The 18,947-nt window shown below is 73.0% G+C and carries 15 protein-coding genes and 1 pseudogene; 4 read left to right on the top strand and 12 right to left on the bottom strand.

All coding sequences use genetic code 11. The annotated features are described in order from the left end of the window. Nucleotide 1: 1 nt before the first annotated feature. The 6 genes from Q8A52_RS09025 to Q8A52_RS09000 all read right to left on the bottom strand — a co-directional run bounded on the left by Q8A52_RS09025 (nucleotide 2) and on the right by Q8A52_RS09000 (nucleotide 5,446). Entirely contained in the window at nucleotides 2-547 is a 546-nt protein-coding gene (locus Q8A52_RS09025) for a hypothetical protein (RefSeq protein ID WP_316747921.1), read from the bottom strand. Nucleotides 548-631: 84 nt separating this feature from the next. Further along, nucleotides 632-2,197, bottom strand: a complete 1,566-nt coding sequence (locus Q8A52_RS09020) for an AAA family ATPase (protein ID WP_316747920.1) — start codon at nucleotides 2,195-2,197, stop codon at nucleotides 632-634. Between the two features lie 49 nt (nucleotides 2,198-2,246). Next, nucleotides 2,247-2,798, bottom strand: a complete 552-nt coding sequence (locus tag Q8A52_RS09015) for a hypothetical protein (protein ID WP_316747918.1) — start codon at nucleotides 2,796-2,798, stop codon at nucleotides 2,247-2,249. Further along, nucleotides 2,795-3,130 carry a hypothetical protein gene (locus Q8A52_RS09010; protein WP_316747916.1) on the bottom strand — a complete coding sequence of 112 codons (336 nt, stop codon included), beginning with the start codon at nucleotides 3,128-3,130 and terminating at the stop codon, nucleotides 2,795-2,797. Before Q8A52_RS09010 ends, Q8A52_RS09015 begins: the two co-directional genes overlap by 4 nt. Beyond that, nucleotides 3,127-4,932: a hypothetical protein gene (locus Q8A52_RS09005; protein WP_316747915.1), complete on the bottom strand. Its 1,806-nt coding sequence runs from the start codon at nucleotides 4,930-4,932 to the stop codon at nucleotides 3,127-3,129. Before Q8A52_RS09005 ends, Q8A52_RS09010 begins: the two co-directional genes overlap by 4 nt. A gap of 58 nt (nucleotides 4,933-4,990) precedes the next feature. Continuing rightward, entirely contained in the window at nucleotides 4,991-5,446 is a 456-nt protein-coding gene (locus tag Q8A52_RS09000) for a hypothetical protein (protein WP_316747913.1), read from the bottom strand. 97 nt (nucleotides 5,447-5,543) lie between these two features. Here Q8A52_RS09000 and Q8A52_RS08995 point away from each other — a divergent pair, with 97 nt between their 5' ends. Further along, nucleotides 5,544-7,355 (top strand): caspase family protein, encoded by a 1,812-nt coding sequence (locus tag Q8A52_RS08995; RefSeq protein WP_316747911.1) that lies wholly within the window; start codon nucleotides 5,544-5,546, stop codon nucleotides 7,353-7,355. On the opposite strand, the gene Q8A52_RS08990 is transcribed toward Q8A52_RS08995, so the two are convergent. Then, nucleotides 7,336-11,478, bottom strand: coding sequence for a CHAT domain-containing protein (locus Q8A52_RS08990; protein ID WP_408649180.1), 4,143 nt, complete (start codon nucleotides 11,476-11,478; stop codon nucleotides 7,336-7,338). The two genes, Q8A52_RS08995 and Q8A52_RS08990, sit on opposite strands and share 20 nt — an antisense overlap. 66 nt (nucleotides 11,479-11,544) lie before the next feature. Continuing rightward, a complete protein-coding gene (locus Q8A52_RS08985) occupies nucleotides 11,545-11,955 on the bottom strand; it encodes a RidA family protein (protein ID WP_316747907.1) in 411 nt (136 codons plus the stop codon). Between the two features lie 104 nt (nucleotides 11,956-12,059). Between Q8A52_RS08985 and Q8A52_RS08980 the strand changes: the two are divergent. Further along, nucleotides 12,060-12,310: pseudogene (locus Q8A52_RS08980) on the top strand (hypothetical protein); the annotation flags it as partial. Here Q8A52_RS08980 and Q8A52_RS08975 read toward each other — a convergent pair. Together Q8A52_RS08975 and Q8A52_RS08970 are read right to left on the bottom strand one after the other, a co-directional pair. Next, nucleotides 12,264-13,025, bottom strand: coding sequence for an IclR family transcriptional regulator (locus tag Q8A52_RS08975; protein ID WP_316747905.1), 762 nt, complete (start codon nucleotides 13,023-13,025; stop codon nucleotides 12,264-12,266). The pseudogene Q8A52_RS08980 and the gene Q8A52_RS08975 sit on opposite strands and share 47 nt — an antisense overlap. Next, nucleotides 13,022-14,026, bottom strand: coding sequence for a sugar kinase (locus tag Q8A52_RS08970; RefSeq protein WP_316747903.1), 1,005 nt, complete (start codon nucleotides 14,024-14,026; stop codon nucleotides 13,022-13,024). The genes Q8A52_RS08975 and Q8A52_RS08970 overlap by 4 nt, the downstream gene beginning before the upstream one ends. A 185-nt stretch (nucleotides 14,027-14,211) precedes the next feature. Between Q8A52_RS08970 and Q8A52_RS08965 the strand changes: the two genes are divergently transcribed. Then, nucleotides 14,212-15,477 carry an alanine racemase gene (locus Q8A52_RS08965; protein WP_316747901.1) on the top strand — a complete coding sequence of 422 codons (1,266 nt, stop codon included), beginning with the start codon at nucleotides 14,212-14,214 and terminating at the stop codon, nucleotides 15,475-15,477. Between the two features lie 13 nt (nucleotides 15,478-15,490). Then, nucleotides 15,491-17,101, top strand: coding sequence for an N-acyl-D-amino-acid deacylase family protein (locus Q8A52_RS08960; protein WP_316747899.1), 1,611 nt, complete (start codon nucleotides 15,491-15,493; stop codon nucleotides 17,099-17,101). Between the two features lie 21 nt (nucleotides 17,102-17,122). Here the strand turns inward: Q8A52_RS08960 and Q8A52_RS08955 are convergent, their stop codons facing one another. Together Q8A52_RS08955 and Q8A52_RS08950 are read right to left on the bottom strand one after the other, a co-directional pair. After that, nucleotides 17,123-17,983 carry a S1 family peptidase gene (locus Q8A52_RS08955; RefSeq protein WP_316747897.1) on the bottom strand — a complete coding sequence of 287 codons (861 nt, stop codon included), beginning with the start codon at nucleotides 17,981-17,983 and terminating at the stop codon, nucleotides 17,123-17,125. 154 nt (nucleotides 17,984-18,137) lie between these two features. Next, nucleotides 18,138-18,947, bottom strand: a complete 810-nt coding sequence (locus Q8A52_RS08950) for a hypothetical protein (protein ID WP_316747895.1) — start codon at nucleotides 18,945-18,947, stop codon at nucleotides 18,138-18,140.

The raw sequence follows: 18,947 nt of genomic DNA, 5'->3' as shown, positions 1-18,947 counted from the left end.
GTCAGTCCTCGAAGTAGGCGTCCAGCACCGCGTCCAACTGCTCTTCCCACTCCTTGAAGCGGCTCCTGGCCGTCGCCTCGATCTCGATCGGGTACCAGCGGCGGTCAGGAGTGTGCACCGTGACGGTGAACCGCTTGCCGAAGCGGGGGGCCTCCGTCTCGACCGCGCCGATCTCGTCCCAGCGGAACTCGCAGGACTCCTCGTCGAGGCTGAGGCGGACGCCCTTGTGGTCGGCCACTATCTTGGCGCGACGGTCGGCGGCCTCGAAGACGGGACGCTCCGAGGTCTCCGATTCCTCGGACTCCTCGGACTCCTCCGATGCCTCGGCGTCGTCCGCTGCCTCGGCGCCCGCGGCCTCCTCGGCGGCGGCCTCCGCCGGTGCCACGTCCTCGTCCGACGCCGCCGCCCCGGCCGCTTTCGCCTCGTACGTCTCCGGCGGGGCGTCCTCCGGATCCGCTGACTCGGGTGAGGTGAGCCCGGGAATGAAGGCCGGGTCGAATCCGGCGCCCTCCAGGGGCTTGCTGCTCGATCCTATGCGCTGCTCCACGGCGGCAGTATGGACGACATACCTGTGCCGGAACCAGCCAGCCCACCCTTCACCCGGGTTCACCCCGATTGCTCGTCCTCGGCCCTACTCGTCCATGAACACGATCCGCCGCGTCCGTCCCCCGTCGCCGGGCACCGGTGTCACCGCGGCCCGGCCGGCCGGCACCGCACGCTCGCGGCCCCAGGCACGGATCTCCTCGATCTGCTCGGGATTGCTGACGCTGAGCGGGCGCACCTGGGCGAAGGTGTCCATCACATAGGAGTCCTTCAGCCGGCCCACTCCCCCTCGGCGCACCGCCTCCTCGCCCACGTCGTGCAGCGCGGCCTCGATGTCGGAGCCGGCGAAGCCCTCGGAGAGGTCGACGAGCCGGTCCAGCCGGTCGTCGTCGAGGTCGGCCTGGAGATAGCGCTGGTGGTAGATGCGGATGATCTCCTTGCGGTCCTGGGCGTCGGGCAGGTCGACGAAGAACAGCTCGTCGAAGCGGCCCTTGCGCAGCAGTTCGGGCGGCAGGCTGCGGATGTCGTTGGCGGTGGCCACGACGAAGGCGCGGGACTGGGACTCCTGGAGCCAGTACAGGAACTGGCCGATGATGCGCTGCGGCACCCCGGACATGTCGTCGCGGCCCGCCAGGCCCTTCTCGATCTCGTCGATCCACAGGACACAGGGCGCGACCCGGTCGGCCATGGCGAGCGCCTCCCGGAAGCGGCCCTCGGACTCACCGAGGTACTTGCCGTGGATGCTGGCCATGTCGAGCCGGTACAGGGGGAGTTTCCAGTCGTGGGCGATGGCCTTGGCGGACAGGGACTTGCCGCAGCCCGGGACGCCGACCAGCAGCACTCCGCGCGGCGGGCGCAGGGCGGTGTGTCTGAGGTCCCGGGAGATCATGTCGTGCTTGCGCTCCAGCCAGGTGCGCAGACCGCTCAGGCCGCCGATGGCGTAGTCGCTCTGCTTGAGCTGCACCCGCTCCAGGCCGGTGAGGTCGCTGAAGATGCGGTCCTTTGCCTGGGCGAGGCCGAGGACGTCGTCGCGCCGGATGGAGCCCTTGGCGGCGATGGTGGCCATCAGGTTGACGCACTCCGCCTCGGTGACGCCGCTCAGGAACTCCGCGGCACGGCGGGCGTCCTCCTCGGTCCACTCGATGGGGATGTGGCCATGGTGGTCGCCGAGGAAGCCGCTGAGGATGCCGTACATCTCCTCGGAGTCGGGCAGGTCGAGACGCAGGCTCATGCCGAGGCGCTGCAGGCCGCTCCAGATCGGCGTGTCCGTGATCAGCACGATGCTGCCCATGTTGCTGTCGGCGAGCCTCGCCAGCTCGGCGAAGTGCCGGGTGACCGGGGTGTCCGACTCCAGCTCGTCGGGGTCGACGAAGACGACGGTGGCATTGGCGCGGCTGCCGAACTGGGCCGCGGCGAAGTCCATGGCGCCGGTGAGCGAACGGTCGTCCTGCACGGGCGCGTTGGTGCGCAGGTCGCGCAGGCCGGTGGCCCGGGTGTAGATCCAGAACGGCATGCTGCTGCGCCGGGACTGGGTCGCCGCCTCCCGCAGCAGCCTCAGGGCGCGCTGCTGCTCGATGGTGCGCATCGCGATGACCGGGACGCGGGCGGAGATATAGCTGTCGAGGTGGCTGAGGCTCTCGGCGTAGTTCGACATTCGGGCCTTCTCGAAGGGTGGATTGCGGGCGGCTGCAGGGCGGAGCCGCTCACCCGGGGACGATGCGCCGCCGGGGCGGTGCCGCCGGGTCGTACGCCCAGCCGTCCTGGGTCGTCCGCACGGTGAGGGCTCCGGTCAGCGCGTTGTCCCGCAGGGTGCGGCGGCGGCGCTCGACGGTCCTGGGGTCCGCTCCACGCCGGGTCTCGTTGTCCAGGTTCTGCTCCAACTGGGCCTGGACCTGCGGGATCTGGCGGTCGACGAGCTCGGTGAGCCGGGTGCGCAGGGACTCGGGCAGGCCCGGGTGGGCCGCCAGGGCGCGGATCGTGTGCAGACCGGTGCGGGCCTGGGCGAGTTCACGGCCGTACGAGAACTCGTCCCGAGCCTGGTCCAGGGCCCGGACGAGGGACTCGGCCCAGCTGACGAGCCGGGTGTCCAGGGCGGTCGTGAGGTGCTCGGTGAGGCGTACCCAGGTGTCGGCGTCGTACTGCTCCTGGACGAGCGCGGGCAGGGCGGCCGGATCGGCGGGTTCCAGGGCCGCCCAGCGGCGCAGGAAGCCGACCCAGGCCTGGTAGGCGCCGCCGTCGCCCCACAGGCCGCTCACGACGTGCTGCCCGGCCGGCGCACGACGGTCTCGCCGGGCGGCAGCGGCTCCCAGTCGGGCAGTTCCTCGACGACCCGCCGGAGCCTGCTGGTGACCCGCTCCTGCTGCGGACGGCGCTGGGCGGCCCAGGGAGAGCTCTGGGCGCGTGCGGCGTCGGCGGAGGCGGCCCACGGGGAGGCCGCGGGGGTCCGGCCGGGTTGCCCGGCGGCCGCACCCCACGGTGAGGGCGGAGCCGCCCCCTGCGGGGCGGTCGCCGCCCACGGCGCGTCGGCCGGCGGTCCCTGCGGCGGCGGGGGGGTGGGGTCGGGCTGGGCGGTGGGCGGCTTGCTCATCGGACGGTGTCCTCCTCGGGCTCCACGGACTCCTTGGCGTCGGACTCCTTGCGTACGGTGCGGCCCTCGAACGGCGAGGCGCCGCCGCCCGCCGTCGGCAGTGTGGCGATCAGCTCGCGGACCCGGGACTCGACCTGGTCGGCGGCCCGGAACTTCTCGTACCAGTCCGTCAGCTCGGCGGACGCGGCCCGCAGGTGGTGCAGCGACTCGGTCTTGGCGCGGGCCAGCAGCTCACGAGCCGCGTCCTGGTTGCGCTTGGCGGTCCGGGAGCCGTTGTGGAGGACCAGGCCCCATACGATGCCGACGATCGCGGCGGCGCCGAACGCGAAGCCGGGGAATTTACCGGCGAAGACCAGCAGGATGCCCGCGACCACCGCGATCAACGGCGCGGCCTTCTTGAGCCAGGGGTAGGCGAGCGCGTCGACGAACGGGCCCGTGTAATGGTCCCAGTGGTCGCTCAGCGCCTTCTCGAGGGTGGCCAGTGGCTGGGTGAACGAGCCGATCCACGGCGGCAGCTGGAAGGTCTGCGCGCCGATGCTGTGCGCGGTGCCGAACTGGGCCTGCACATCCTGCGGCACGGCCGCCCGGTAGTCGCGGGTGTGACCGGCGTGCGCCTGTTGGAACCACTCGTGGCAGGCGGCCACGGCGAGCCGCTGGGTGGCCGGGGAGGTGCCGATGGCCTGCGGGTTGAGGGCCGCGGTGGTCTGCACGGTGAGGTAGTCGAGGGTCTCCTCGTACGAGGCGGCGTCCGCGTCGGCCGTCTTCCGGGCGGCGCCGAGGTCGCCGTCGTGGTCCACGACCGCCTGGTTGAAGGCGAGGTCGCGGCGGAGCGGCAGCTCCTCGTTGTCGTACTCGGAGACCAGCCGGTCGAGGATGTCGTCGACGGCGTCCTCGATGCGCTCGGACGGCTCGAACTCCCGCTCGAGGATGGCCTTGTACTTGTCCAGGAGGGCCGTCTGCCCGCGCGCGGCGGACAGCACGCCGTCGAGCGTGACCCACTGCGGTGAGACGGCTGCCAGCCGCGGGAACTCGCCCGGGCCGGACGGCGCGCGCAGCGTGTCGATCTCGTCGCGCCACCGCTTGATCTGCCGGGCCTGCGCGTCCGCGCTGTCCATCAGCTGGGCGCGCCACTCGCCGAGGGTGCGGTCGAGCAGGTCACGGCCGACGAGTCCGAAGGCGCCCTGCGCAATGGCCTCCAGGATGACGGCGAACTCACGCCCGAGGGCGGCCGGGTCCTGGGCGAGCAGATAGTGCCGCAGCCAGCGCACCGCCGACTGGGACCGGCCCTGCCGGCGCAGGACGAGCGCGAAGAACAGCGAGGTGCGGTCGGGCGAGCGGCGGAACGCCTCGTCGACGGCGCGCTCGCACAGCTGCCGGTCGTCGGCCGACCAGGAGGCGAGCGCGACCAGGGCGGGCGCAAGCCAGTAGCGGGGCGTCTGGATCATCAGTTGGTCGCTGACCATCCGGACGTTCTCCTCGGAGACCAGTCCGACGTCGAAGGCCTGGAGCATGCCGACCGCGGTGCGCCGGACCGTCTTGTGATGGCCGAACTCGTGGTCGATCTTGTCCTCGATGACCCCGATCCGGGTCTCGGCGCGCTGCACGTTCGCCGTGGACTCGGCCTGTCTCACGAAGGCCAGGAACTCGTCCCGCAGCTGCTGGAGCTCGGTACGCGTCTGCTGCTGGTTGGACTCGACCGTGGAGACCTGGCCGGACACCGAACCGACCTGTTCGCTGAGCCTGATGACGAGGTTGCTGACTTCCTGCACCTTGCGGTGCAGGGTGAGGTCGACCTCGGACATGCGGGAACTCCGTTCGCGTGCTGCGTCTGGGGGTGTGGACCGTGCGGGCGGCGGTGGCTCAGGGCCGTACGACCGTGCCGTCGTCCAGTACGGGCAGGATCAGGCCGTCGGCGTACACCTCGACGTAGGCGTAGCCGCCCGAGCGGGCGAGCATCCGGGCCGCCGAGAACGGCTCCGGCATCTGCTCGGCCGGGGCGAAGTGCCGCACGATGACATGGAACAGATCGAGCTGGTGGTCGACGTACGGCGGGCCCAGATAGCAGCGGGCGACGAAGCCGAGCGGCACCGAGCCGTACGACGTCGTGTACTGCTCCCGGACCCAGTCCGTGAGCGAGCGGCTCGCCTGCTCGTCGAGCCCCGCGTCGAGCCGGCGCACGGCCTCGAGCAGTGGTGCGGAGCGCGACCGGTAGAGCTCGCGGCGCGTGATCCCGGGCGCCGGAGCGGCGGGCGTGTGCGACTGTTCCGTGCCCAGTGCGGGCCGCACGATACGTCGCGGACGTTCGGTGTACCCCATGTGTCCCCCGATGTCATGGGTGGTGTTACCAGGAGCAAAGTTTAGTGACGTCACGTCAATAGTGCGAGTTCGAAGCGTAATTGACACACTCGGCCCCATGGGAAGGATCAAGGCGCTCCTGGTCGGGGTCGACGACTATCCGGAATCCGTGGCGACACCGCTGGGCGGCTGTGCCAACGACGTTGCCGCGGCACACCGGCTGTTGACCGACATCGTGGACGAACGGGCCGACGTCATGGTCCTGTTGGACGCCGAGGCGACGGTCGATGCGGTGACGGATGCGGTCGTACGGCACCTGGGCGCGGCGGGCGACGGGGACACCGCGCTGCTGTGGTTCTCCGGGCACGGCACCCAGCAGGAGGCCACCGGCCACGACCTGCTGATCGAGGCGACGGGGCTCAATCAGGCCCTGGTGTGCGTGGACGGCCCGCTGCTGGACAAGCGGCTGGGCGCGCTGCTCGACATGGTTGCGGCCGGGGGCGCGCACGTGGTGGCGGTGCTGGACTGCTGCCATTCCGGGGGCGCCACTCGGGACGCGGAGCTGACGGCGCGGTATGCACCGCCGTTGCCCGCCTGGGACTTGGGGGCGCGTGACACGCAGGGTTCCCGCACGCCTCCCCGGCATCTGCTGCTGGCCGCGTGCCGGCTCGACCAGCAGTCGTTCGAGGGCTGGTTCGACGGGGTGCGGCAGGGTGCGTTCACGCGTGCGCTGGTCGGCGCGGCCCGCGCGGCCGGGGACGACGCCACCTGCCGGGAACTGCTGGCGACGGCCGCGGTGGGTGTGCAGCGTCTCGGGAGCGGGCAGCGGCCGGTGCTGTACCCGGATCTGCCGGGCGGCACGGCGGACCGGCCGTTCCTGGCAGGCGGGGCGGGCAGGGCACCGAGTCCGCATCTGCTGAGCCACGGGCCGGACGGCTGGGAGGTGGACTGCGGCAGCGTGCACGGTGCGGGGGCACTGGGGACTGAGTTCGCGCTGGTGGGCGAGGAGCCGGGCCGATCCCTCGTGCGGGCCTGGGAGGTGGGGGCGGCCCGGACGCTCGTCACGCCCGTCGGGTGGGTCCCGGAGCAGGAGCGGGTCTATGCGGTGGAGCTCGCGGCGGTCGCGTCGCCACCGGGGACGGTGGCGGTCGACGGGTCCGCCGCGGCCGTACGGGAGGTGGCCGAGGCCCTCTCGGGTGCGCCTTTGGTGCGGTTGGTGGACGGGCCGGAAGCTGCCGGTGATCTGCACTTCCGGGTGCGGGTACGGGACGGTGCGGCCGGGGTGCTGCGCCGCGACGGCACGGCGTTCAGCGAGCCTCTGCCGTACGGCGGCGGTGCGGACGCGAGGCGGGTCGTGGACTGTCTGACGCACCTCACCCGCTGGCACCTGCTGCGCGACCTGACTCCGCGGCCCTCGCTGCTCGACGGGCTGGTGCGGGTGGAGATCACGCCCTGGGGCTCCCCTGAGCCACTGTCACGGGACGCCGCCGGGGAGATCACCTGTCCCTACGCGGGCGGGCAGGCGCCCTGGGTCTCGATCCGGCTGCACAACAGCTCCCCCGACCGCACGCTGTGGTGTCTGCTCCTGGACCTGACCGACAGCTACGCCTGCCATTCCCTTCTCTATCCCGGGCACTTCATAGGCCCCGGACGTACGGGGTACGCGCTGGACGGCGAGCCCGTGCAGCTGTCGCTGCCGCGCGGCCGTCCGGCCGTGCCCGGGGCCGAGGGACGGGACTGGCTCAAGCTGATCGTCGCGGAAGGGGAGTTGAACACGCTGCCGTTCCAACTGCCCGCCTGGGATCCCTGGACCCCCTCCGGCGTCCGCGACCTGGGACCGGTCCCCGGGGGCGGACCCGGCCGCTGGACCGCCGTCACCCTCCCGCTGCGCACAGTGGTGCCGTGGCCGGTCAGCGGCCCAGGTGAGTGAACCCCGCCCACGCACTCAGGTCGTGCGGGTCGATCCGGCGGGCGCGGTCGGCCAGGACCGCAGGGAGTTCGGCGGGCAGTTCGCGGTCGGGGTTGAGCATCCACAGCTGGGCCCGGCGCAGCGCCTTCGCCGGGGGTTCCGCGTGGGTGCGCAGGAAGTGGTGGGTGAGGAACATCAGCACCGAGGTCGCCTCGTCGGGGACCGGCCACAGCGAGCCGACGACCGAGCGGGCGCCTGCGACGAGGAAGGCGGTGGCGAGGCTGTAGGCCTCGTTGTGACCCCGGCCGGAGACATGACTGCGGCAGGCCGCCAGGAGGACGAGGGCCGGGCCGCCGCCGTCCCCGGCACCCGCGCCGGTGATCTCCTCGGCCGCCAGCCGGCCGTCGCTGAGGGAAAGATACGAGCTGCGGCGGGCGTTCGCGGCCACGGAGGCGTGGCAGGCGAGGTGCAGCACTCCCCCGTCGGCGCCCTCGCGCAGCCAGTCCAGCACCTCGCCCGGGGTGCCCGTGCCGTCCGCCGGGCCGGTCCCGCGGCGCCCGAGGAAGCGGCCCCGGGGATAGAAGACGCGCTGGACGGCGTCGGCCTCCTCGCCCGCGTAGTGGAGGTCGCCGGTGGGGTTGCCGACGACCAGCGCCCCGCCGGTGCGATCGGTGGCGGGGCGGGCGGCGACCTGGCACAGGAGCCGGGCGGAGGCGGCGTACGAGATCTCCGCGGCCTGGAGGGCGTACTGGCGCCCGCGCGGCCCGCCCGCCTCCCACGCGGCGTGCCAGGGGACCAGGCCGAGCGTCCCCATGGGGACGAGGACGAGCCGGGGCAGCCGGCCCTGCGGCATCTCGAAGGCCTCCAGCAGCGGGCGCATGGCGGCGTACCAGGCCCAGCCGCACAGGCGGTCGAGCTGCACCCGCAGGGAGGGCGGGGCCGCGGCGAACGCGGAGCCGGGGACCGGGCCCAGGTCGCGGGTGAGGGCGCCCGCGGGGGCGTACTCCTTCAGCGGCGCCGCGTTCTCCGAGAGCGTCGGCAGGGGTAGGGCATGCACGGTGCCGTTCGAGGTGACGACCAGGGCGGTGCCGGGCGCGTCGTCGGAAGACGGGACCAGGTAGACCAGAGCGTCCTTGGCGAGGGCGCGCAGGGCCTCGGCGATCTCGTCGGGGGCGGGCGGGTCGAGGAGCCGGGCCGCCAGGGGGGCGTCCGCCCCGGTGTCGGTGAGCGCGGTGAGGACGCGGCGGCGCAGCGTGCTGGGGACGGCGAGGGGTGCGCGTACGGCCGTCAGCGGGTCGGTCGCCCGGTCGGCGGCGTCCGCGCCCGTGGCCCGCCATTCCTCGGCGAGGTCGGCCCGGCCCGCCGTGGTGAGGAGGCCGGGCACGCCGGTGGAGGTCAGCGCGGCGTGCAGGACCAGGCCGCGGCAGGCGTCGAGGGCCTGGAGCGCCTCCTCGGGGCGGTCGTCCTTGAGGCACCAGCCGGCCACCTCCAGCGCCGAGCGGGTGGCGTGCGCGGCCGCGAGGGCGGCGTGGTCGGTGCCGGACTGGAGCAGAGCGGCCCAGGCGTGGCCGCGCAGCGACTTCAGGCCGAGGGTGCGGGCGCCGGCGCGGTCGCGGCGGTGGAGGTCGTCGCGGGTGCGGTGGGCACGGGCGAGCGCGAGGCCGATCTCGGCGTACAGGCGGTGTTCGGGCCCGCCCGCCTCGGCGAACCCGTGCTCCAGGAACTCGATGCCCCGGGCCAGCCGTTCGCGGCGGCGGACGCGGTCGAACTCCAGGCCGGACAGGGCGCAGTGGGCGATGCCGAGACAGTGGCCGTACCGCAGCCGGCTGTCGCTGCCCGGCTCGGACAGCTCGTGGGCCTCCTTGAGCAGGCCGATCGCCTCCACGATGCCGGGCCCGTCCTGGGCGGCCCCGGCCCGGGTGAAGCGGGTGATGCCGGCGTCGCCGAGTACCCAGGCGCGGTGGTCGCGGGGCAGCCGGCGGGCCTGGCGGCGCAGTTCGGCCGCGCCGGGGCGGCCGGGGAGGGGCGGCAGGGGCGGGGCGCCGAGGGTGCGGGCGAGGTTGTCGCGGGCGGCGCGGGCGTTCTCCAGGGCGGTGTAGATCTCGATGCGGGAGGGGTCCTCGTCGCTCATGGCGGCCTGGCCCTCGGTGAGCGCGGCGATGTGCCGGTCTGCGGCGGCCAGGTCGCCGCGCTGGACGGCGGTGTGCGCGTCGAAGCCGGCCTGCTGCAGGTCCATCATGCGGCGCAGGTGCGCGGGCAGGGCGGGATTGTCGCGCAGGCGGCGCCAGGTCCGCGCGCCCGCCTCCATGTCGTCGGCGGCGCCGCCGGTCTGGCCGCGCTGGGTCTGTGCCATGAGCCGGGCCATGGCGAGGCCGTAGCCGCCGTGGCCGTCCGCCTCCGGGACGCCGGCCTCCTGGGCCCGGTCGAAGTGGGCCAGCACCTCGTCGAGGCCCGCGCCGGAGCCGACGGTCGTCTCCTCGTGCAGCCGGGCCATGCCCGCGACGACGTGTGCCTGGCCGCGCCAGGCCGGGTCCCGTTCGGCGCGCTCGAGCACCGCCTCGGTCAGCTCCCGCCGGTGTTCGGCGGTGATGTAGGTGCCCTCCGGGTCGACGACGGTGAGGTTGCACAGCATCATCGCGGCGAGCTGGGCCCTGCCCGCGCTGCCCGGCTCGGCGGCGCGCAGATGGGCGAGGGCCTTCTCGAAGCCCTCGATACGGCGTTTGCGGCCGGTCACGTCCCGTTCCATGCCGCGCAGGAACTCCTCCTCGCCGAAGTCGAGGAAGGCACGTCCCTCGCGCAGGTCGTCGAACATCGTGTCGATGGTCCCGCGGAACGCGTCGGCGTCGAGGCCCTCCGGGAGGCCGTCGCCGGTCTGGCCGAGGAGACCGTGCTCGGCGAGGGTGAAGCGGGCCCAGCCGTCCAGCATGCGGGCCGACTGCGTCAGTTCATGGTTGCCGTGCTGTCCGTTCAGGAGCCGTCCGGCCGCCTCCAGGACGTCCTGGGCCCGGCGCGGGTCCGGGTCGTCCTGGTAGCGGGCCTGCTGGAAGAGAGCGAGGAACATGGCGGCCGGCGCGATCTCACCGTCGCGGTCCTGGTCCCACTCGGTCACGGCCCGCCGTACCAGCGCGATCCCGCGGTCCCGGCCCTCGGCGTCGTCGCGCTCGGCGGCCCGTTCGTACAGCAGCCGCCCGAACGCGTCGAGGTACTGGGGCAGCAACTCGGCCTCGGCGCCAGGACGGCCTAGCAACCGGCGCAGTTCGACCTCGGCGGCGAGGGCGTGCCCGACGTCCTTCCAGGTGGACCAGATCATGGCTCGTACGAAGATGGCGTTGACCTCGGCCTCGAAGGCCCAGTCGGGCTCCGGGCCGCCCGCCCTGCGGGCCTCGGTGAGGGCCGTGTCGAAGGCGTCCCGGGCCGTCTCCAATTCCTCCTGGTCCACGGTGGCCCGGCCGTGCAGCATCGTGGCGAGGCCCATGCTGTAGCGGATGTGCGGGAGGTCGGCGGGCGCGGCCCTGCCGAGTACGGCGCGGTAGTGTGCGGCCGACTCGGCGGCGGCCTCCAAGTCGCCGTACCGCCGGGCTCGTTGCAGATGGAGGAAGCCCAGTGCGGCCCGCAGGTCGGCCTCCTCCTCGCCGCCCGGTTCCGCGTCGTCCAGTGCGTCGGCGTGGCGGCGCAGGGCTTCGTCGAGGGCGTCCGGGTCCGGGGCGGCGAGGTAGCGCGTCTTGGCGCAGACGGCGAGCAGATACCGGCCCCACACACGCTCGTTGCCGAAGTCGGGGTCGCCGGACGGCAGCCCGTCGACCCCGTCGCGCAGCGACTCCCAGGCCTCGTCGAGGAGCCGGCGCTCCCCCTGCTCCTCGTACTGCACGGCCCGCAGATGCCCGAACCGGATCCGCCAGGCCGACCACTCCGGCTCCGTGCCGGGCTTGCGGAAGGCGTGCTCGAACGCCTCGACGGCCAGGGCGAATTCCTCGCCGTCGTCGCCCCGGGCGCGCAGCAGGTACAGCCGGTGGCTCAACTCGCCCGCGTACCCGCACAGGGCGGGCGCGTCCGGGTCGTCCGAGGACAACTGGGACAGCGCGTCGAGCACTTGATCTCGCTCGGCGGCCAGCTCTTCGAGGAGGTCGTCGGTCACAGGGCCCATACTGCCCGGACCACGCCTGTACGAAGACGCCGGCCGCCCCTGCCGTCGGGTTCGCGTCCCGGTCGATCAGCCCAGTACGGCCAGGGCGTCGATCTCGATCAGCAGGCCCTCGGGGAGACCGACGTACACCGTCGTACGAGCAGCCGGAGCCTGCGTGAGCCCCTGCTCCTCGAAATAGGAGTTGTAGATCTCGTTCATCTCCGCGAAGTGCGCCGTGTCCGTCAGATAGACGCGGATCATCATCACGTCGTCCCAGCTCGCGCCGCCCTCCTGAAGGACCGCCTTGACGTTGGCGAAGGTCTGGAGGGTCTGCTCGCGCAGGGTGGGACCGGCGGGCGTCGGGGGCCTGCCCTCCTCGGCCGGGAGGAAACCGACCTGGCCGGCCACCTGGAGGATGTTGCCCTTGCGCACACCGAACGAGAACTTGGCCGGAGGGGTGCTGTGCGTCTTCGGGGTGAGTGCGATCTTGTCCGTCATCGGGACTCTCCTTCGTGGGCACCCCGGCCTTCGGGCCGGGGAGGAAACGAAGCTCCGGCGGAGCAGGGCAGGGAAGGCCCGTTCGCCGCCGGGGCGCACCGGTGTGGACGTGCGAGTGCGGCACGGTGCCTGACCGTGATGTGAACGCGGCACGCAACATCCTGGCCGCCTGGCCGGCGGCGTCTGCCTGTGGAAACGGCGTGGGACCTCAACGGGAGTCCTCCCGGACGGGGCGGTCGTCGGTGAAACAGGAACCCGGCGGGCGACCGCTGGAACCCCCCGCCATCAGCTTCAGGCGGGGGACGATGTCAAACGGGGCCCTTTGCCGGAGTTCGACCGGAGTACTCGCCGCTGATCGCGTCCGCGGTACGGCGCACCAGCGGGAGCAGCGTGAGGAGTTCGTCGGCGGTGACGACGACGTTCGGCGCGGAGACCGACATCGCGGCGACCACCCGGCCGTCGGCGCCCCGGACGGGGGCCGCGACACAGTTGACGGACTCCTCGTGGCCACCGAGGTCGGTGGCCCAGCCCTGTTCGCGTACCTTCTCCAACTCCCGCAGGTAGGCCGGGGCGTTGGGTGTCGAACGGGCCGTGTAGAGGGGGTATTCGAGCCTCTCCGCGACGGCGCGGCGCTCGGGTTCGGGCAGATCGGCGAGCAGCAGCTTGGCCACGGCCGCGACGGTGACGGCGACGGTCTTGCCGATCCGCGAGTACATGCGCACGGGGTAGCGGCTCTCCACCTTGTCGATGTAGAGCACCTCGTTCTCCTCGTACACCGCGAGATGGACGGTGTGTCCGCACTGCTCGTTGAGGCGGACGAGGTGGGGGTGGGCGATCTCGCGGATGTCGAGGTTCTCCATCGCCTCCTGGGCGAGGGCGAAGAGACGGGCGCCGAGCCGGTAGCGCTGGTCGGACTGGCGGTAGACGAGGCCGTGCTCGTGCAGGGTGCGCAGCAGGCGCAGCGCGGTGGACTTGTGCACGCCGAGCCGGTCGGCGACCTGACCGAGGTCGGCGGGGCCCTCGGCGAGCAGCGGCAGGATGCTCAGTGCGCGGTCGACGGTCTGACTCATGGGGTTGTTGCCTCCTCCGGGGCCCGATCGGCCTGCGTCCAGCCGGGGCCGAGTCGAAGTCTCCCCCACGACCCCTCGTCCAGGGCGGCGAGCCGGTCGGCGTGGTCGCGGGAGGGGGGCACGGCGAGGTCGCCGGGGACGGTGAGCGCGGCGGCGGCCATGAGGTGGCCGTGCCGGAGGCGGTCGCGTACGGGGAGGCCGCGCAGGGTGGCGGACAGGAAGCCCCCGGCGAAGGCGTCGCCGGCGCCGACGGCGGCCACGACGTCGACGCCGGGGGCGGGGACGAAGGCAACGGTGTCCTTGTCGTGGACGGTCGCTCCGGCACCGCCCTGTTTGACGACCAGCACCGTGGGGTCGGGGAAGGCCGTGCGGATGGCGTCGGGGCCGTGGAGGCCCCACAGCTGAGCCGCCTCGTCCTCGCCGACGAACACGATGTCGGCCTCGCGCGCCAGTTCGAGGAGGACCCGCGCCCCGGAACCGTCCCGCCACAGTCCCGGCCGGTGGTTGACGTCGAAGGAGACCAGCGGCCGCCCGGCCGCGGGGGCGGTCAGCGCCCGCACCAGGTCCAGGCAGTCCGCGGAGAGGGCGGCCGTGATGCCGGTCAGGTGCAGCACGCGGGCCGCGCGCACCGCCGCCAGGTCCACGTTCCCCGGAGCCATCGCCGAGGCCGCCGATCCGGCGCGGTAGTACGCCACCTCGTGGTCGCCGGCCGCCCGGTCGCCGGCCGTGCGGAAGTAGATGCCGGTGGGCCGCTTTGGGTCGCGCCGTACGGACGCGACATCGACGCCGTAGGCCGCGATCGTCTCGACGAGATGGTCGCCGAAGCCGTCCGCCCCGACCCGGCTCACCCAGCGCGCCGGATGTCCGGCGGCGGCCAGGACGCAGGCCACGTTGGACTCGGCGCCGCCAATGGCGCGGTCGAAGGCGGGGACGTCGGCGAGGCGGCCGGGGCGGGTGGGCAGGAACGTGACCATGGACTCGCCGAGCGCGACGACGTCCACGACGGCGGGGGCGACGGCCGACTCGTCAGTAGCGTCCAGGATGATGACTCCTGACTCCCGACTCCTGTCGATGGACGGGCGACGGCGGTTCCGTTGACCCGGTTGTCGGCGAGATGCTAGACACCGATGAGCGACATACGCAATGAACGTTGCATATGTTGCAACTATCCTGAGAGGGAGGCTCCATGAGCGCCGAAGCGCTCGCCCGCCTGGCCGAGGAACGCGTCGACCACCGCTTCAAAGGCCTTCCCCCGGACGCGGACGGCCTGACCGTCGGCGAGCTGGCGGCCGAGCGGCGCAACCTCTTCACCGACGGTTTCACCACGCCCGTCCTCGCGCTGTCCGCCGAGCGCCTGGAACACAACCTGGGGCTCATGGAGACGTACGCGGCCCGCCACCGTCTCGCCTTCGCCCCGCACGGCAAGACCTCCATGGCCCCGCAGCTCTTCCGGCGCCAGATCGAGCACGGCGCCTGGGGCATCACCCTCGCGCTGCCGCACCAGGTGCGGGTAGCGCGGGCGTTCGGCGTCGAGCGGGTGTTCCTCGCCAACGAGCTGGTGGACGCGGCGGCGCTGCGCTGGATCTCGGCCGAGCTCGACGCCGACCCGTCCTTCCGCTTCATCTGCTACGTCGACTCCGTGCGCGGGGTGGAACTGATGGACGCGGCGCTGCGCGACGCCGCCCGCCCGGTGGACGTCGTCGTCGAACTGGGCGCGGGCGAGGGGGCCCGCACCGGCGTGCGCACGGACGCGGAGTGCGCGGCGGTCGCGGACGCGGTGGCGGACGCGCGGGCGCTGCGCCTGGTGGGCGTGGCGGGATACGAGGCCCAGGTCCCCGGCGCCTCCGTTGAGTCGGTGGGGGCCTGGCTGCGCCGGCTGACCGGCATCGCCGTGGAGTTCGACGGGGCGGGGCGGTTCGCGGAGGCGGACGAGATCGTGGTGAGCGCGGGCGGCAGCGAGTGGTTCGACGCGGTGGCCGAGGTGTTCGCCGGGATCCCCGAACTCTCCCTGCCGGTACTGAAGTTGCTGCGCTCGGGCGCCTATGTTTCGCACGACGACGTGCACTACCGCAAGCAGACCCCGTTCAACCGGGTACCCGAGGAGGGTGCCCTGGAGCCGGCGTTCCGGCTGTGGGCGCAGGTGGTGTCCCGCCCGTCGGCGGCCGAGGCGTTCGTCAACGCGGGCAAGCGGGATGCCGCCCACGACCTCGACCTGCCCGTCGCCCAGGTGGTACGCAGGGAAGGCGTCGAGCGCCCGGCGGCCGGGATCGAGGTGACCGCCCTGTCCGACCAGCACCTGTGGCTGCGCACCGGTCCGGAGGCGGACGTCGAGGTCGGCGACTGGCTGGGCATCGGCCTGTCCCACCCCTGCACGTCCTTCGACAAGTGGCAGCTGATCCCGGTGGCCGAGGCGGACGGGACGGTCGTCGACTACATCCGTACGTTCTTCTAGGAGGTCACTGCCCGTGGAGCAGCTCGTCGTCCGGGACGCGGACGTGGTGGACGGCAGCGGGGAGCCCTCGTACCGCGCCGACGTGGTGATCGACGGCGGCCGTATCGTCTCGATCGTCAAGGAGGCGGCGGCCGCAGGCTGTCAGCGTCCCCGGGCGGTGCGGGAGCTGGAAGCCGAGGGCCTGGTCCTCTCCCCCGGCTTCATCGACATGCACGCCCACAGCGACCTCGCCCTGCTGCGCGATCCCGACCACAGCGCCAAGGCGGCGCAGGGCGTGACGCTGGAGGTCCTCGGTCAGGACGGGCTGTCGTACGCGCCGGTCGACGACCGTACGCTCGACGAGGTACGCCGGGCGGTGACCGGCTGGAACGGGTACGGCGAGGACGTCGACTTCGACTGGCGGTCGGTGGGCGGGTACCTGGACCGGCTCGACCGCGGAATCGCCGTGAACGCGGCCTATCTCATCCCCCAGGGCACGGTCCGCGCGCTCGCTGTCGGCTGGGAGGACCGGGAGGCAACGCCCGAGGAGCTCGACCGGATGCGGCAGCTGGTCGCGGAGGGCATGGAACAGGGCGCGGTCGGCATGTCGTCCGGGCTCACCTACACGCCGGGCATGTACGCCAAGGACACCGAACTGACCGAGCTGTGCCGGGTGGTGGCGTCGTACGGCGGCTACTACTGCCCGCACCACCGCTCGTACGGTGCGGGCGCCCTGGAGGCGTACGCGGAGATGGTGGAGCTGGCCCGGCAGGCGGGCTGCCCGCTGCATCTGGCCCACGCCACCATGAACTTCGGCGTCAACGAGGGCCGGGCGCCCGAGCTCCTCGCGCTGCTCGACGACGCCCTGGCGGCCGGGGCGGACATCAGCCTCGACACCTACCCCTACACCCCCGGCTGCACGACGCTCGCCGCGCTGCTGCCGAGCTGGGCGGGCGAGGGCGGCCCGGAGGCGGTCCTCGGGCGGCTCACCGACGAGGCGGCCGCCGAGCGGATCCGGCACCACCTGGAGGTCGTCGGCGCGGACGGCTGCCACGGCGTGCCCGTGGACTGGGACACGATCGAGATCTCGGGCGTGGCCGACCCGGCGCTCGGGGAGTACGTCGGCCGTACGGTCGAGGAGTCGGCGCAGCTGCGCGGCGAGGCCCCCTGGACGACCGCGCGCCGGCTGCTGGTCCAGGACCGGCTGGGTCCGACGATCCTGCACCACGTCGGCCACGAGGAGAACGTCCGGGCGATCATGCGGCACCGCACGCACACCGGCGGCTCGGACGGCATCCTCCAGGGGGCCAAGCCGCATCCCCGGGCCTACGGCACCTTCCCGCACTACCTCGGCCGGTATGTGCGGGAGCTGGGCGTGCTGTCCCTTGAGGAGTGCGTCGCCCGTCTCACCGCACGGCCCGCGGCCCGGCTGCGCCTGCCGGACCGCGGGCTGGTCCGCGAGGGATACCGCGCCGACCTGGTCCTGTTCGACCCGGAGACGGTCGCGGCGGGGTCCACCTTCGAGCAGCCGCGCGCGCTGCCCTCCGGCATCCTCCACGTCCTGGTCGACGGCCGGTTCGTGATCGAGGACGGGCGCCGGACGGACGTACTGGCGGGGCGGGCGGTCCGCCGGGCTCCGGTGTGACCGCCCGCGCCCCGCTCCCCGCTACGGCTTGGGCAGGGTGCAGCCGCCGGCGTTCAGGTCCAGCTTGTTGCCGGTGGTGAAGCAGGCCGGGATGTTGTAGGTCTCCTGGGCGTAGTTGATGCCGTAGTGGACGGTCACGTTGCCGCCGGCGTCGACCTCGCACGGGTTGTTGTCGGTGCAGCGCTCGCCGTCCTCGTTGCCGGTGTTGTTGACGGCGACGACCTTGCCGGTGGCGTTGTCGATGACCGGGGACCCCGAGGTGCCGCCGATGGTCTTGCATGCGGAGGTGTAGCGGACCGAGTCCTTCCAGGTCCAGCTGCCCTCCTTGAGGCGGTAGACGAACCCGTCGACGTTGCAGGCGTAGGTCCGCTTCCAGTAGCCGGAGACGACGGTGATGGCGGTACCGGCGGTCGGGTGCGTGTCCTGCACCGTCAGCGCGTTGATCCCGTACGAGCTCTTGATCTGCGCGTACGTCCGGGTCAGCTGGTAGATCGTGACGTCCGTGTCGGTCATCGTCGAGTACGCGACCTTGCTGGCGCGCAGTGTCCCGACCCGTGTGGCCGACGCGTTGAGCAGACCGAAGCTGCGGCTGGAGGCCTGGTCGACGATGACCTCGCCGGGCTCCGGGAAGCCGGTCTCCAGGCAGTGGCCGTTGGTCATCACCAGCGCCGGGTCGCTGTCCGCGGAGGCCGGGAAGCGGATGACGGAGCCGGAGCAGTTGCTGAGCGAGACGGTGCCGGCGAAGTTGACGGCCTTGAGCGTGGGTGCCGCGCTCTTCGTCTCCGTGGCCGTCTTCTGCGTCGCCGTGGCGGCCGCCGCGGGGGCCATGCCCGCCCCGGTGATCACCAGGGTGGCGAGCGTGGCAAGGAGAGGCTTGTTCATGTGGGGGTCCCCTCTGCAGACGTGAGCGACCGGAGATCTTCCGGCCACCTATCGTCTTGTCATGTGCATTGTGAGGGGCGCTCGACACGGCGGCAAGAAGTTGTATGCGGTCCGCAGGGAGCGGACCACATACTCAACTCACCTCAAAAGACGTCTACTTGGGGTACTTGGTTCGGCCCCGGCCGCGCCCGGGACGGTCACCCTGGCCGCCCTGGTCATCCTGGCCGCCACCCGAAGAGGCGGTCGCCGACGGACGGCCGGTGACCGGGGCGGAGGCGGACGACGCGGGCGAGGGGCCGCCGCTCGCCGCCCCGGTCGCGGAGTCGCTCGCCGAGACCTTCGGGGTCGCGCTCGCGGAGGCGGCGGGCGCCTGCGCCGCGCCGTCCGAGGGGCCCGTGGCGGACGGTGCGACGGACGACTTCGGGTCGGCGGGCGTCCCGGAGTCCTCCTTGGTGCTCGAACCGCTGCGCTCGCCCTGGCCCTGCGGCCCGCCCGACGAGGACCCCGAGAAGGCGGCCATCCCCGCGATCACGGCGAGGGAGACGGCACCCACGGCACCGGCGGCCATCGCGATCCGGCGCCGCGACGCGGCGCCCCGCCTGCTCCGCGCACGCCGCGCAGCGGCACGGCCCTGCCCCGTCGGCACGCCCTCCGGCGCGCCCGTCGGCACGACCGCCGGGGCGGCCGGCACGGGAGCCGGCAGGAGCGCCGTCTCGTCCGTCAGCCGGGGCAGCTCGCGTGTCTCGTCGTACGCGTTCTGCCAGCCGTGCGCGGTCGCCGGATCGGCGTACGCGTCGTACGCGGGCGCCGCCGCGGCCTGCGGGTGGTAGACGTTCGGCGCCACTGCGGGCCCCCCGCCCGCGGGACCCGCCGGGTGGGCGCCGTGCACCTCGGGCGTGCCGTTCGCGTCGTTCGCGTCGTTCACGCCCTCGGCCCCGTTTCCGTGCTGGGGATGGCTGGACAT

Origin of the sequence: Streptomyces herbicida (assembly GCF_032656585.1) — a bacterium.
GTDB classification, from domain to species: Bacteria; Actinomycetota; Actinomycetes; order Streptomycetales; family Streptomycetaceae; genus Streptomyces; species Streptomyces herbicida.
Note: the sequence above shows the minus strand (reverse complement) of the source record. Positions and strands in the feature narration are given on the sequence as shown.